Source organism: Mesorhizobium sp. LHD-90 (assembly GCF_030929505.1).
GTDB lineage: Bacteria > Pseudomonadota > Alphaproteobacteria > Rhizobiales > Rhizobiaceae > Kumtagia.
The window spans coordinates 46,085-59,631 of record NZ_JAVFVV010000021.1; the positions used below are offsets into that span (position 1 = coordinate 46,085).

14 protein-coding genes are annotated in these 13,547 nt (G+C 65.2%); 5 read left to right on the top strand and 9 right to left on the bottom strand.

The genetic code is table 11. The annotated features are described in order from the left end of the window. Nucleotides 1–9: 9 nt before the first annotated feature. From RB623_RS30380 to RB623_RS24860, 3 genes are all read right to left on the bottom strand, one after another. Complete coding sequence (locus tag RB623_RS30380; protein WP_374121741.1) at nt 10–237, bottom strand: type II toxin-antitoxin system RelE/ParE family toxin; 228 nt, start codon at nt 235–237, stop codon at nt 10–12. 46 nt (nt 238–283) lie between these two features. Further along, the gene (locus RB623_RS24855) at nt 284–484 is read right to left on the bottom strand and encodes a hypothetical protein (protein WP_308059792.1); all 201 of its coding nucleotides are present in this window, start codon (nt 482–484) and stop codon (nt 284–286) included. Between the two features lie 117 nt (nt 485–601). Continuing rightward, on the bottom strand, nt 602–1,708 hold the full coding sequence (locus tag RB623_RS24860) for a TRAP transporter substrate-binding protein (protein WP_308059793.1): 1,107 nt from the start codon (nt 1,706–1,708) through the stop codon (nt 602–604). 283 nt (nt 1,709–1,991) lie between these two features. On the opposite strand from RB623_RS24860, the gene RB623_RS24865 reads away from it, so the two are divergent. Continuing rightward, on the top strand, nt 1,992–2,765 hold the full coding sequence (locus RB623_RS24865) for a gamma-glutamyl-gamma-aminobutyrate hydrolase family protein (RefSeq protein WP_374121742.1): 774 nt from the start codon (nt 1,992–1,994) through the stop codon (nt 2,763–2,765). A gap of 61 nt (nt 2,766–2,826) precedes the next feature. Here RB623_RS24865 and RB623_RS24870 read toward each other — a convergent pair whose 3' ends face one another. From RB623_RS24870 to RB623_RS24890, 5 genes are all read right to left on the bottom strand, one after another. Continuing rightward, nucleotides 2,827–3,801, bottom strand: coding sequence for a 2-hydroxyacid dehydrogenase (locus tag RB623_RS24870; RefSeq protein WP_308059795.1), 975 nt, complete (start codon nt 3,799–3,801; stop codon nt 2,827–2,829). A gap of 42 nt (nt 3,802–3,843) precedes the next feature. Continuing rightward, nucleotides 3,844–4,863, bottom strand: coding sequence for a LacI family DNA-binding transcriptional regulator (locus RB623_RS24875; protein WP_308059859.1), 1,020 nt, complete (start codon nt 4,861–4,863; stop codon nt 3,844–3,846). An 88-nt stretch (nt 4,864–4,951) separates the two neighbouring features. After that, nucleotides 4,952–5,893: a DMT family transporter gene (locus RB623_RS24880; protein ID WP_374121740.1), complete on the bottom strand. Its 942-nt coding sequence runs from the start codon at nt 5,891–5,893 to the stop codon at nt 4,952–4,954. Between the two features lie 112 nt (nt 5,894–6,005). Beyond that, nucleotides 6,006–6,476: a MarR family transcriptional regulator gene (locus tag RB623_RS24885; protein ID WP_308059796.1), complete on the bottom strand. Its 471-nt coding sequence runs from the start codon at nt 6,474–6,476 to the stop codon at nt 6,006–6,008. Between the two features lie 320 nt (nt 6,477–6,796). Further along, the gene (locus RB623_RS24890; protein WP_308059797.1) at nt 6,797–7,081 is read right to left on the bottom strand and encodes a hypothetical protein; all 285 of its coding nucleotides are present in this window, start codon (nt 7,079–7,081) and stop codon (nt 6,797–6,799) included. A 771-nt stretch (nt 7,082–7,852) separates the two neighbouring features. On the opposite strand from RB623_RS24890, the gene RB623_RS24895 reads away from it, so the two are divergent. Both RB623_RS24895 and RB623_RS24900 read left to right on the top strand, forming a co-directional pair. Then, nucleotides 7,853–8,914, top strand: a complete 1,062-nt coding sequence (locus tag RB623_RS24895) for a GTP-binding protein (protein ID WP_308059798.1) — start codon at nt 7,853–7,855, stop codon at nt 8,912–8,914. A 250-nt stretch (nt 8,915–9,164) separates the two neighbouring features. Further along, nucleotides 9,165–10,139: a WD40 repeat domain-containing protein gene (locus RB623_RS24900; RefSeq protein WP_308059799.1), complete on the top strand. Its 975-nt coding sequence runs from the start codon at nt 9,165–9,167 to the stop codon at nt 10,137–10,139. 3 nt (nt 10,140–10,142) lie between these two features. Here RB623_RS24900 and RB623_RS24905 read toward each other — a convergent pair whose 3' ends face one another. Next, nucleotides 10,143–10,595 (bottom strand): hypothetical protein, encoded by a 453-nt coding sequence (locus RB623_RS24905; RefSeq protein WP_308059801.1) that lies wholly within the window; start codon nt 10,593–10,595, stop codon nt 10,143–10,145. Between the two features lie 142 nt (nt 10,596–10,737). Here RB623_RS24905 and RB623_RS24910 point away from each other — a divergent pair, with 142 nt between their 5' ends. Further along, entirely contained in the window at nt 10,738–12,114 is a 1,377-nt protein-coding gene (locus tag RB623_RS24910) for an aspartate aminotransferase family protein (protein WP_308059802.1), read from the top strand. 28 nt (nt 12,115–12,142) lie between these two features. Beyond that, entirely contained in the window at nt 12,143–13,528 is a 1,386-nt protein-coding gene (locus RB623_RS24915) for a glutamine synthetase family protein (protein WP_308059804.1), read from the top strand. The last annotated feature ends 19 nt before the right edge of the window (nt 13,529–13,547 follow it).

Consider the following 13,547-nt stretch of genomic DNA (forward strand, 5'->3'; position numbering starts at 1 on the left):
CGCGGGGCGTCAGTCGTTCGAATGCGATTGTGCCCCGTGGAAGACGCGGCCGACGGTAATGCCGTCCCGCGTCCTCCGATAGAGGATTATGTGGCTTCCGTGGACGAACTGGCGCGTTTCGCCGTGATATTGGCGCCCCATATTTGGAAACTGCGCAATAAGCTGAAAGACGGCATCGAGTTCAAATAGATACTTCTCAGCCTGTTGGCGCCGAACATCAGGGTCGTGTAACGAGATATGTCCTTTATGTCATGTTCGGCGCGCTGCGTGAGCCTATGACGCATCACAGTCGCTCAGTCCGAACCTCACGAAATAGATCCTCAACACTCTTTTCGGAAATCGGGCTCTGAAAGCCCTCCTCGATCGCAGCTAGGATCGCCTTGCGTTTTTCGTCGACGGGCAACGCATCGAACCATGCCCGCTGCTCTGCGGTAGGCACCGCCCAAGGATAGACGTCGATGCTGATCGTTTCGAACATGTTCACGACAGCACCATAAACCCAGAGACGGGCGATTGCCAACGACGGCTGACAATCTCGATCATGGCAAAAAGGCCCGGAGCGTCGCCGCCCCGGGCCTTTCAGTGGAGCCTATCTAGGGCGTTAGAGCTTGCCGCCGCGCTGCTGGATCATCATGAACGTGTCATAGTTGTATTCGGCGATCTGCATGTTGAGGTAATAGTCCTTGCGGAAGGCCTTGATCGAGTCCCAGATCGTCTTGAAGGTCGGGTTCGCCGCTTCCATCTCGGCATAGACCTCGTTCGCCTTTTCGTAGCAGGCGGACAGGATTTCCGGGCTGAACGGCTTGAGCTTGGCGCCGTTGGCGACCAGCGACCGTACCGCCTTGGGGTTCAGATAGTCGTATTTCTGCAGCATGTTGGCGTCGGTCGCCTGTGCCGCGGTGCGGATCAGCGACTTGTAGGCGGCGGGAAGCTCGTCATACTTCCCCTTGTTGAACATCAGATGGACGGTCGGACCGCCCTCCCACCACCCCGGATAGTAGTAGAACGGCGCCACCTTCTGGAAGCCGAGCTTCTCGTCGTCGTAGGGGCCGACCCATTCGGCCGCGTCGATCGTGCCTTTTTCCAGCGCCGGATAGATGTCGCCTCCGGCAATCTGCTGCGGCACCACGCCGAGCCGCTCGACGATCTTGCCGGCGAAGCCGCCGATACGCATCTTGAGGCCGGAGAGGTCGGCGACCGTGTTGATTTCCTTGCGGAACCAGCCGCCCATCTGCACGCCGGTATTGCCCCCGGGCAGGCCGAACAGGCCCTGCTTGGCAAGGAATTCGTTGAACAGGTCGATGCCGCCGCCATGGTAGTGCCAGGCGTTCATGCCGCGGGCGTTGAGCGCGAACGGAACCGCGGAGCCGAGCGCCCAGCTGGGGTCTTTGCCCCAGTAATAATATGCCACCGTGTGGCAAGCCTCGACCGTGCCCGCGGTTGTCGCGTCGGCCGCCTGCAGGCCGGGCACGATCTCGCCGGCGGCGAAGACCTGTATCTGGAAGTTGCCGTCGGTCGCCTCGGACAGCATTTTCGAGAAGACCTCTGCGCCGCCATAGATGGTGTCGAGCGACTTCGGGAACGACGACGCCAGTCGCCACGTGATTTTCGGGTTGGACTGGGCGATTGCGGGTGCGGCGAGCGCGGTCGCGGCGGCCGCGCCGACGCCGGCAACGCCGGCTTTCTTGAAGAACGAACGACGATCCATAGTTCCTCCGATCCGGATCAGGGTGGCTTACCTTAAGGAAACTGTTGATTTTCCTTGGGCGAAGGGTTCGCACATTACACGCGGTCGATGCCGAGTCCAGCGCGCCGGACGGGTGAATCCGGCTCTGCCGCGACAAATTCCGGATCGGCCGAACCCGCCTGCGACTTTAGTTGCAGGCGGCTCGCCGCCAAATTTGCGGCGGCTCCCGGCACCCTTGGCAAGCCGCCATGCGATCGCCTATTTTAGAGGCAATCTCACGATGGACACCCACGAAAGTTCTTCGATCATGCAGCCGCTCGTCGCCGTCTCGACCGATGTCCGCCAGTTCGACAACTACACCTGGCACGCGGCGCCCCGCCAATATCTGGAAGCGGCTATCGCAGGCGCCGGCGTTTTCCCCGTCCTGGTGCCGTCCTTCGGCGACCGGCTCGACCTCGACAGCCTGCTCGATTCCGTCGACGGCGTGATGATCACCGGCTCGAAGTCGAACGTGCATCCCTCGCTTTATGGCGGCGACGCCAGCGAGGCCAACGGCCCCTACGATCCGGATCGCGACGCCACCACCCTGCCGCTGATCCGCCGGGCGATCGAGCGCGGCGTGCCGCTGCTCGCCATCTGCCGCGGCATCCAGGAGATGAACGTGGCGCTCGGCGGCACGCTCGCCACCGAATTGCAGGAGCGGCCCGGCTCGCTCGACCACCGCGCGCCCGTCAGCGACAACCAGGACGAACGCTTCGCCATCCGCCAGGCCGTGTCGATCAAGCCCGGCACCTGCCTTGCCGGCGTGTTCGGCGCCGGCGAGATTCTGGTCAACTCCGTGCACCGCCAGGGCGTCGGCCAGCTCGGCCCGCTGCTCGATATCGAGGCGGTCGCCGAGGACGGCACGGTCGAGGCCGTCTCGGTCAGGGATTCCCGCGCCTTCGCCGTCGGCGTGCAGTGGCACCCCGAATACTGGGTGCACAGCGATTCCGTCTCCGCGAAGGTCTTTCAGGCGTTCGGCGATGCCGTGCGTGGCCACGCGGCGGCGCGGCTCGGCATCCGCACCGCGGCGGAATAGGCCCCGCCTATCAAGCTCCTACCCTCCGATCGCAGTCGGACGGGCAAGTGGCTTGGCGCCGTCAGCCCGCCGTCACATGCGCCGTTTCCGGCACCGGCGTGATCGCGACGCGCTTCGAAAACCACGAGACCAGATTGTCGACGGCAAGGTCGGCCATGGCGTTGCGGGTATGCACCGAGGCCGAGCCGACATGCGGCAGCAGCGTCGCGTTCGGCAGGTCGAGCAGCGCCTGCGGCACATGCGGCTCGCGGGCAAACACGTCGAGGCCGGCCGCTAGAATCGTGCCGTCCGCAAGTGCGGCCGCCAGCGCCTCCTCGTCCACCGTGCTGCCGCGCCCGATATTGACGAACACGCCCTCCGGCCCCAGTGCCGACAGCACAGCCGCACCGACCATTTTTTCGGTCGCAGCACCCCCAGGCGCCACCGAGATCAGCGTATCGACCGCGTGCGCCAGCCCCCCCAGCGTGTCGAAATAGGGATAGGAGACGTCCTGCGCCGGCCGCCGGTTGTGATAGGCGATCGGCAAGCCGAACCCCTCCAGCCGCCGGGCGATCGCCTTGCCGATACGGCCCATGCCGACGATGCCGATCTTGCGGCCGCGCAGCGTGGCGCGCGTCAGCGGATACGGCCCCTCCTTCACCCACCGCCCGTCGCGCAGCCAGTTTTCGGCGCGCGAGAACTCGCGCAGCGTGTTGAGCAGCAGCCCGATCGCCGTGTCTGCGACCTCCTCGGTCAGCACGTCCGGCGTATTGGTCACCATGATGTTCTTGCCGCCGGCGTGGCGGGCATCGACGCCGTCGTAGCCGACGCCGAAATTGGCGACGATCTCCAGCTTCGGCAGCCCGTCGATGAAACTCGCGGTGATGCCCGAGACGGCCGAGACGCCGCGCACCGAGTTGCGCACCGCGTCGTCGACCAGCGATAGGTCGGCCCGCTCGATCCGCACCAGCCTGAATTCCTTGGCCAGCCGCGCCAGCACGCGCTCGTGGATGGCGCCGGTGACAAGAATGGTCACGTCGGAAAGCTGTTCTGGCATCGTCTGGTCCCGGATGTCTTCTTGAAACGAGGTGGGGATGGATCAGCGCTCGCGCGGCCGCCCGGTCGACTGGCGCACATGCAGTTCCGGCTTGATCAGCTCCTGCGAGGGGCGCACCAGCGTCCCGCTCAGCTTGTCGAGCAGGGCGCGCGCCGCGCGCCGGCCGACCTCGCGCTGGCCGTTCCACACGGTGGTCAGCGCCGGGGTGGCGATCGCCGCCTCCTCCAGATCGTCGTAACCCGTCACCGAAATGTCAGTGCCAGGCACCAGACCGGCGCGCGCGATGCCGTTCATTAACCCGATGGCGACGAGGTCGTTCCAGCAGCAGGCGGCGGTCGGATGGTCCTTCAGCGCCAGGAACTGGCCGGCCGCCTCGAAACCCGCCTGCTTGGTGCGCGGCCCGGGAATGCGCCAGTGCGGACGCACGTCCAGCCCGGCCTTCTGCATGGCGTTGACGTACCCCTGAAAACGGTCGCGTCCGGTCGAGGTCTGGTCGGTGCCGCCGATCATGGCGATGCGGCTGTGGCCGAGCGAGATCAGGTGGTTGGTGGCGAGCCCTGTGCCGTAGGCGTCGTCGCCGCGGAACACGGGCACGTTGGCGCCTTCCACCGTGCGCGCGATCAGCACCGCAGGCAACCCGTTCTCCTCGGCCATGAAGATGTCCTCCGGCGGCGTGCCGATCGCCGGCGACATGATCACCCCGTCGGCGCCGAGCTGCAGCAGCGTGTCGATGAAGGTGCGCTGCTTTTCCAACTGGTCGTAGTGGTTGGACAGGATGAAGGTCTGGCGGCTGCGGTCGAGCTCGCTTTCGATCGAGCGCAGGATCTCGGCGAAGAACGGGTTCATGATGTCATGCACCACCACCCCGACGATGCCCGAGCGCGAGGTGCGCAGGCTGGCGGCGCGACGATTGTAGATGTAGCCGACGGCGCGTGCATGCTCCTTGATGCGGTCGCGGGTCGCGTCGGCGACCAGCGGGCTGTCGCGCAGCGCAAGCGACACGGTTGCCGTCGACACCCCGAGGGCGTCGGCGATCGTCGAAAGCCTGATCTTCTGGGCCAGCGCGGCCTCCCCAAGTGCCGGAAACAACCGATTTAAACTGTTTAAACGGCGCTTATGCCACCGTTTTGGCCGACCGCAAAGCGATTATTCACAGTCTGTCGGCGAGGTCCGCCGCCTCCTCGTTGGGAAGCGCCCGGTTCTTCAGCCTGAGGCGGTGTTCACGGTGCACGACATAAAGGCCGCTGACGACGATGATGGCGGTTCCGGACAGCGTCCACCGGTCTGGCAGTTGCGCGAACACCAGGTAGCCGGAGCCGATCATCCAGACCATCTGCAGATAGGGATAGGGCGCCAGCGCCGTGGTGGTGGCGAGCCGATAGGCCTTGATCAGGAACCAGTGCCCCAGCCCGCCGAACAGGCCGAGCAGCAGAAGCAGGATGAGATGCAGCGCGCTCGGCGGCGGCGAGGCGGTGAACGGCACGACCGGCGCCATCAGCACCGCCGGCGCCAGCGCCGAGTAGAAGATCAGGCTGGCCGGCGATTCGGTGGCCGACATCCGGCGCGTCAGGATGACGTAGAAACAGTTCGACAGCATCGCGCCCAGCGCGAGGACGTGGCCGATGCCAAAGCTGCCATAGCCGGGCCGGGTGATGACCAGCACGCCGGCGAAGCCGGCGAGAACCGCCAGCCAGCGCCGCCATCCGGCCCATTCGCCGAGCAACGGGCCGGCGAGTGCGATGGTCACCATCGGCGCGGCGAAATAGATCGCTGAGGTTTCGGCCAGTTGCAGCGTGCGCAGCGCGGCAAAATTGCAGATGGTCGAGGCGAACAGGCAGAGGCCGCGAACCACCTGCATCGGCAGGTTCTTCACGCGGAACATGTCGAGACCGGCCCAGCCGCGCAGCAGCAGGATCGCCAGCACCGCATGTCCCGTGAAACGGACCCAGGCGACGAAGGGCGCCGACATGCCCGACACCACCAGATATTTCGCGCTGGTATCGAGGCCGGTGAACAGAACACCCGCCAGCAAGACGAACAGGATCGCCGCGGCGGGCGTCGCGGCCTCATGCTTGGCGGAGGGCAGTTTCAACAGTCAGGCCGTTCGCGAACTTGGGAGGTCCGTTCCTGCTTGTGAGCCAAGCCTGCCGGTTGCGCAAGCCGCAAACCTGACGCGACATGAAATTGCCGGATGTGGGCCGGTCTCAAACGTCGCTGTCGTCCTCGTCGTCGCCCACTGGCAGCGACACGTCGGAGAGGTTGGATTCGATGCGCGCCAGCAGCTTGACCAGCGACTTCTGGTCCTTTTTGTCGAGGCCCTTGAAGGCCTGTTTCTCGGTTTTGCGCACCGATTTTTCGATATCGCGGATCGCCTCGCGGCCGGTGTCGGTCAGGAAGATATGGGCCTGCCGGGCGTCCGTCTCGGATGCCTTCTTCTCGAGAAACCCTTGGGTCTGCAGCCGGTTGATCGTCTTGGTGATGGTCGGCGGGCGCACGCCGATGCGCATGGCGAGTTGCCCGGGCGTCTGCCCGTCCTCGCGGTCGAGCGCCAGCATGATCTGGTCCTGCCCCGCATAGAACCCGTGGGCGAGCAACCGCGCCGCCAGCGCCGTCCGCGCCAGCCGCGCGGTCGAGTGCAGCCGCCCCATCGTCGCACTTCTGTTCGTCCTGGCCATCTTCCGCTCCCTCAGCGTTAAAGCCGCCCCCAGCATCGTTTCGATAAACTTTGCCGGCAACCGAATTCGACAGAACGGCTAATGACAGACGTTGTTTACAATTGCATGACAGTTGCGAGGGCTGATAATCGAAAGTACCGGTTGCCAACCTGGACAGTTGGACGGACTTCGCCGGCGGATGGCCCGGTCCGTGCAATTCGATGGCATCCGACGGGCCGGACGCGAATGTCCCCGTGTTGGTCTCGACCGTCGGCGCTGCCCTCACTGTCCTGCCGGTGTCCAGCGGATGGATGGGTAACAGATTGAACCGGATACATGGGTTACAGTTCTCCCCGTTGCTGGTCCGCAAAAGCGCCGGCTGGTCGGGGTTGCAAGGCGGCTTTGCGGACCAGCCTGCCGCGCTTGTCGTCGATGAAGCCGAGGCGATGGGCGTAGAAGCGCATCGCCCATTCGCCGGTCTTGGTCTCCTCGATGGCGACCGGCTCGCCGGCCAGCGTGGCCGCGACATAGACCTCCGCGCCGCGCCATTTGACGGCGCCGTTGTGGCGCACCCTGCGCACCGCCGCCTCGGCCGGATAGTCGGGCTCGGGCGGGCTTGCCGGCATTCTGCGCGCCGACGGCGGTAGTGCCCGGCAGGGAGATGAGGGGCGGCGCCAGTGGTCAAGGCCGAGCAAAACCGCTCGAAAAAAGGGGGATGGCAAATAGGCCATGGCAAGAAATTTTTCTGCCGAAGCTGTCCTGCCCTTCGCCAACCCATTGAAATCGCGCGCAGGCACGTTTTCGACGCAAGCGCCTTCGACAAAAAATCGCGCCGGCCGTCCCCCTCCCCAAAACCACGCGCATACTTGCTGCCAGTTTCTCCTTCGGGAACGCCGATCATGACGGTGTGAAGGCGGGGAGGAACCGGCGCCTCCGGTGCGGGAAGACGTAACCCGCGCCCGGGGAGGCTTTGTCCGAAGGTCCTCCCTCCGCAACTACGTGCGGTGTGCGCTGGACGACGCGCTTAAGCACGGCCAGCCGAGGCGAAAGCCGGAGCCGGAGCTGTCGCGAAGCAGGACGGGACAGAGCCCAAAGTCGCCGGACGGGCGGCCGCAAGGTCGCAGATTACTTACTAGATGAGCGAGCTTGTGGTCGCCCGTCTTCCCGACTTCTCCCTCCGTGGCAGGGGGCATTCTCCTAACAATGGCCAGACGCGAAGGCGGGCGTGGCGGCGATCCGGGCTGTCTGCAAGGACCGCTGCTAAATCTGGTGGCGGAGCCGGCCAAAAACCTGCCTGGCGTCCGGCTCGCTGGCCCGATCGTGGACACCCGATTGAGGCGTGCAATCCGCCCCGCCCCGTCCTATATGCAGCACACCAAAATCCTTCGGGGCCTATCATGAGCGAAGCTTTGACCCAGATTCCCGTGACCGTGCTGACCGGTTACCTCGGCGCCGGCAAGACGACGCTGCTCAACCGCATCCTCTCGGAAAACCACGGCAAACGCTATGCCGTCATCGTCAACGAATTCGGCGAGATCGGCATCGACAACGACCTGATCGTGGAATCCGACGAGGAGATCTACGAGATGAACAATGGTTGCGTCTGCTGCACGGTGCGCGGCGATCTGGTGCGCGTGGTCGAGGGCCTGATGCGCCGCCCCGGCCGCTTCGACGCCATCGTGGTCGAGACCACCGGCCTCGCCGACCCCGTGCCGGTCGCCCAGACCTTCTTCATGGACGAAGACGTGCGCAAGAAGACAAAACTCGACGCCGTCGTCGCCCTGGTCGACGCAAAACACCTGCCGCTCAGGCTGAAGGATTCGCGCGAGGCCGAGGACCAGATCGCCTTCGCCGACGTGGTGGTGCTCAACAAGACCGACCTTGTCACGCCCGACGAGCTGCGCGATGTCGAGGCGGCGATCCGCGCCATCAATCCGGCGGCGAAGATCCACCGCGCCACACGCGCCGGCGTCGACCTCGGCGAGGTGCTGGACCGTGGCGCCTTCGACCTGAAGCGCGTGCTGGACAACGACCCGCATTTCCTCGACGCGGATGACCACGACCATGTCTGCGGTCCGGACTGCGACCATGATCATGACCATCACGACCACCATCATCACGATCATCACGGCCATGGCCCGGTGTCGCCGATTCACGACGTGACCGTGCAGTCGGTTTCGCTGCGCGGCCGCGAGATGGACTCCAAGAAATTCTTCCCGTGGATCGAGAAGGTGACGCAGCTCGAGGGCCCGAACATCCTGCGCCTGAAGGGCATCATCGCATTCAAGGACGATCCGGACCGCTATGTCATCCAGGGTGTCCACATGATCATGGAAGGCGACCACCAACGCGCCTGGAAGGACGGCGAGAAGCATGAGAGCCGCCTCGTCTTCATTGGCCGCGACTTGGACGAGGAGCGGCTGCGGAAAAGTTTTGAGGCGTGTCAGGTGGCGGCGTAGAGACAAGTATTCGATGATGGTCCTCTACGTTGCCCCCCTCTGTCCTGCCGGACATCTCCCCCACAAGGGGGGAGATTGGACCGGCCGCTTAGTTTTCGCCAATCACAGGCGGCGCAAAAGGAGCGGCAGGCGCGAAGCTGCCAATCTCCCCCCTTGTGGGGGAGATGTCCGGCAGGACAGAGGGGGGCAACGTAGAACGCCAACCTCCGCATCCGCCTTCTGCCTCACATTCCCGGCCTTTGCTTGATCCATGCCCACAGTCGCCCCCCTCGACCTCGACGGCCATTGCGTCGCAGCCGTCTTCCTCGCCGATATCCCGCATTTTGCGCTGGCCGACGGCTCGATCCACCGGCTCGACCATGGCCACAAGACCGTGCAGGCCAATGACGGCCTGCTCTGCGCCACGCTCGATCTGACCGGAACCAAGCTGATCACCGGCGGCGAGGACGGAAAGGTCTTTTCCACCGGGCCGGACGACGCGGCGGACATCGTGGCGGAGGCCGGCCGCAAATGGATCACCAGCGTGGCCGCCGGGCCGCAAGGCGCGCTCGCCTATGGCGCGGGCCGAAACGCCTGGGTGAAACTGCCGGACGGCAAGCTGAAGGAATTTTCGCATCCGCGCTCGGTCGAGGGCCTTGCCTTCGCGCCCAAGGGCTTGCGGATCGGCGTCGCCCGCTACAACGGCGCGACGCTGCATTTCCCGGCGACCGACGGCAAACCGACGGAACTCGAATGGGCCGGCGCCCACACCGGCATCACCTTCTCGCCCGACGGCAATTTTTTGGTCACCACCATGCAGGAAAACGCTCTGCATGGCTGGAAACTCGCCGACGGCAAGCACATGCGCATGTCCGGTTATCCCGCCAAGGTAAAATCCCTGTCCTGGAGCGCCAAGGGCAAGTGGCTGGCAAGCTCCGGCGCGCCGGCGGCGATCGTCTGGCCGTTCCAGGCCAAGGACGGGCCGATGGGCAAGGCGCCGCTGGAACTCGGCACACGCGGCAACACCATGGTGACCTGCGTGGCCTGCCACCCGAGCGAGGACATCGCCGCGATCGGCTACGACGACGGCATGGTGCTGGCGGTGCGCTTCGCCGACGCCAAGGAGGTGCTGCTACGCCGCCCCGGCAAAGGCGCCATCACCGCGCTGATGTGGGATAAGGCCGAGCGGCGCATCGTCTTCGGCAGCGCCTCCGGCGACTGCGGGGTGATCGACATTTCGGCGTGAAGCCTATTCGACAAAACAGCCGATCTTTCCATCGAGCCTGACCGTCTTGCCCTCCGGATCGTCGCCCGTGCCGTCGAAAACGGTCAGTTCGTAGGTGCCGGCATAGCCCCCCTCCTCGCCATCCGCCTTGGTCACCACCGTGATCTCGACATAGCCATGCGGCTTGTCGCCTTGGCGCTCGCGGTAGAGCACGAGGCGCAAATCCTCGCCGTCGAGCCAGTATTGCGCCAGATGCTCGCCAGTGAATTCCGTCGTGCGCAAATCCTCGGCGACGGAGGTGTCCAATATCACCGCCGAGCCGCGGAAATTGAACACCGGGCTGCCCATGCCGCGCGTCACGCCGCTCTCGACCGTAATCTTGGCCGAGCCGCCTTCCGCTTCGCAGGAAAGCCCGCCCGAGGCAAAGGCTGGAACAGCGCCCGCCATCAGCAAGCCGGCACATAGAATGAAACGCATTCAAACCCTCCCCCGAAGTTCGAGCCATTGAGGCGTTCTCCGGCCGCAGCCGTCAAGCCCGCTGGCCCGATATGTCGCGAGCGCGCGGCGATTGCCGCCGGCTTTGCCGATTGGCTAGACTGCGTCGGCACGAGGGGAAATCATGGCAGGCACTGACAACCGCAATTCCGGAGGCATCGAGCCAGAGCGCATCGCCCGTCTCCACGAGCGCGAGGCGGCAACATTTCGCGCGGCGCGGCCGAAATCGGCGCGCGCCTATGGCGACGGCCTGCCCGGCTTTCTCGGCGGCGTGCCGATGCACTGGATGAACGACTGGCCGACACCCTTTCCGATCATGGTGGAGAAGGCGCGTGGTGCCACGATCATCGACATGGACGGCAACATTCTCGCCGACTTCTGCCTCGGCGACACTGGTTCGATGTTCGGCCACTCGCCGCCGCCGGTCGCCCGCGCCATCCGCCGCCAGGCGTCGCGCGGCCTGACCTACATGCTGCCGTCCGAGGACGCGGCTGCCGTCGGAAAACTGCTTGCTGAAAAATTCGGGCTGCCGCGCTGGCAAATCGCCACCACCGCCAGCGACGCCAACCGTTTTGCGCTGCGCGCCGCCCGCGCCGTGACCGGCCGGCGCAAAATCCTAGTCTTCAACGGCTGCTACCACGGCGCCGTCGACGAGACTTTTGTCCGCCTCGACAATGGCCGCCCCGCCAACAAGCGTGGGCTCGCCGGCGAATTCCGTGACCTGACGGAAGATACAAAAATCGTCGAGTTCAACGATCTTGCGGCACTCGAAGCGGCCCTTGCCACCCGCGACGTCGCCTGCGTCATCACCGAGCCGGTGCTGACCAATTGCTGCATGGTACCCCCGCAAGCCGGCTTCCAAGAAAACCTTCGCCGGCTGACGCGCGAGACCGGAACGCTGCTGTTGATCGACGAGACCCACACCATCTCGACGGCGCCCGGCGGCTACACGAGACGGCATGGACTGGAGCCCGACATCTTCGTGCTCGGCAAACCCATCGCCGGCGGCGTTCCCGCCAGCGTCTGGGGACTTTCAGCCGAGATCGCGCAACGCTACGACGACTATCTCGCCACCAAGGAGGCCGGCTATTCCGGCATCGGCACGACGCTGTCGGCCAACCCACTGCAGTTCGCCGCCATGCGGGCGACGCTGGAACAGGTGATGACCGACGAGAACTACGCGCATATGGAAACGCTGGCCGCCCGCCTGCAGGACGGGCTTCAGGCAAGCATCGATAAACACGCCCTGCCTTGGCACGTCACCCGCGTCGGTGCGCGCGTGGAATTCATCTGCGCGCCTGGCCCGCTCCGGAACGGCGGCGAGGCGGAGGCCGCCCACGAGCCGGCACTGGAGGCGGCGATCCATGTTGCGCTGGTCAATCGTGGCGTGCTGATCGCGCCGTTCCACAACATGATGCTGATCTCGCCCGTCACGACGCGTCGGCAGGTCGACCGGCTGGCCGCCGCCTTCGCCGATATTGCCCAAGTCCTTGCCGCGTGACAAAGGAAGCGGCAGACAGAGAGCAATCATGACATCACCTTCCGGATCGTCGTCCGACGAAGCGCAAAAGTTCCTCGATGCCCATCCCGAGATCGAGGCGATCGACATCGTGCTGTCGGACGTCAACGGCATCGGCCGAGGGAAAATCATCCGCCGCCACGAGCTGATGAGCATCTACGAGGGCGGCCGGCACATGCCGATCTCCATCCTCGGGCTCGACATCACCGGCGAGGATGTGCACGAGACCGGGCTGATCTGGGATTCCGGCGACGGCGACCTGCGCGCATGGCCGATCCCCGGTACGCTGGTGCCGCTGCACGGCACCAGCCCTGCACGCGCGCAGGTGCTGATGGCGATGTACCATCTCGACGGAACCCCGATGAGTTCCGACCCCCGCCACGCGCTTGCCCGGCAGGTCGAGGCTTTCGCCAAGAAGGGCCTGCATCCGGCCGGCGCCTTCGAGCTGGAGTTCTTCCTCCTGAAGAACGAGCGCGACGCCGAGGGCCGCGTCCAGCCCGCCGACGCGGTGCTGGACGGGCGGCGCAGCGGCAAGACCGAGGTCTATTCGGTCGACCACCTGCACGGCATGGAGCCGCTGTTTTCCGACATCTATGCCGGCGCAAGGGCCCAGAACATCCCGATCGAGACACTGATCTCGGAATATGCGCCGGGCCAGTACGAACTGACGCTGAACTACCGCAAGGACGTCATGCAGGCGGCCGACGACCTCGTGCAATTGAAGCGCCTGGTGCGCATGCAGGCGCGCCGCCACGGCGTCACCGCCTGTTTCATGGCCAAGCCGATCCAGAAATATGCCGGCTCCGGCATGCACTTCCACGTGTCGATCCAGGACGGCGCGGGCCGCAACGTGCTTGCGGAGGAGAAGGAAGGCGAGTGGAGCCCAAATATGCTCAATGCGCTGGGCGGGCTGGCGGCGACCATGCCGGAATCGATGCTGGTCTTCGCCCCGCACGCCAATTCCTGGCGCCGCTTCGTCGCCCAGTCCTACGCGCCGCTCGCCGCCACCTGGGGCGTCAACAACCGCTCCGTGGCGCTGCGCATCCCGGCCGGCGACGTGAAGAACCGCCGCATCGAGCACCGCCCGGCCGGGGTCGACACCAATCCCTATCTGGTCGCCGCGACGGTGCTGGCCGGCATCGCAAAAGGTCTCGAGGAAAAGCTGGACCCCGGTCCGGAAACCACCGGCAACGGCTACGAGAACGCGCCGAAACTTTCCGACGCCCCCGCCGACTGGCGTTCGGCGATCGAGGCGGCGACGGCGTCGGAGTTCCTGAAGAAGGCGCTGGGCGAGGATCTGCACCGCACCTTCACGGAAATCAAACGCGCCGAATATCTGCGCGTCGCCCGCACGGTGAGCGAACTAGACTACCACCTCTATCTGCACGAGGTCTGACGGCGGCGGCTCGAAAAGC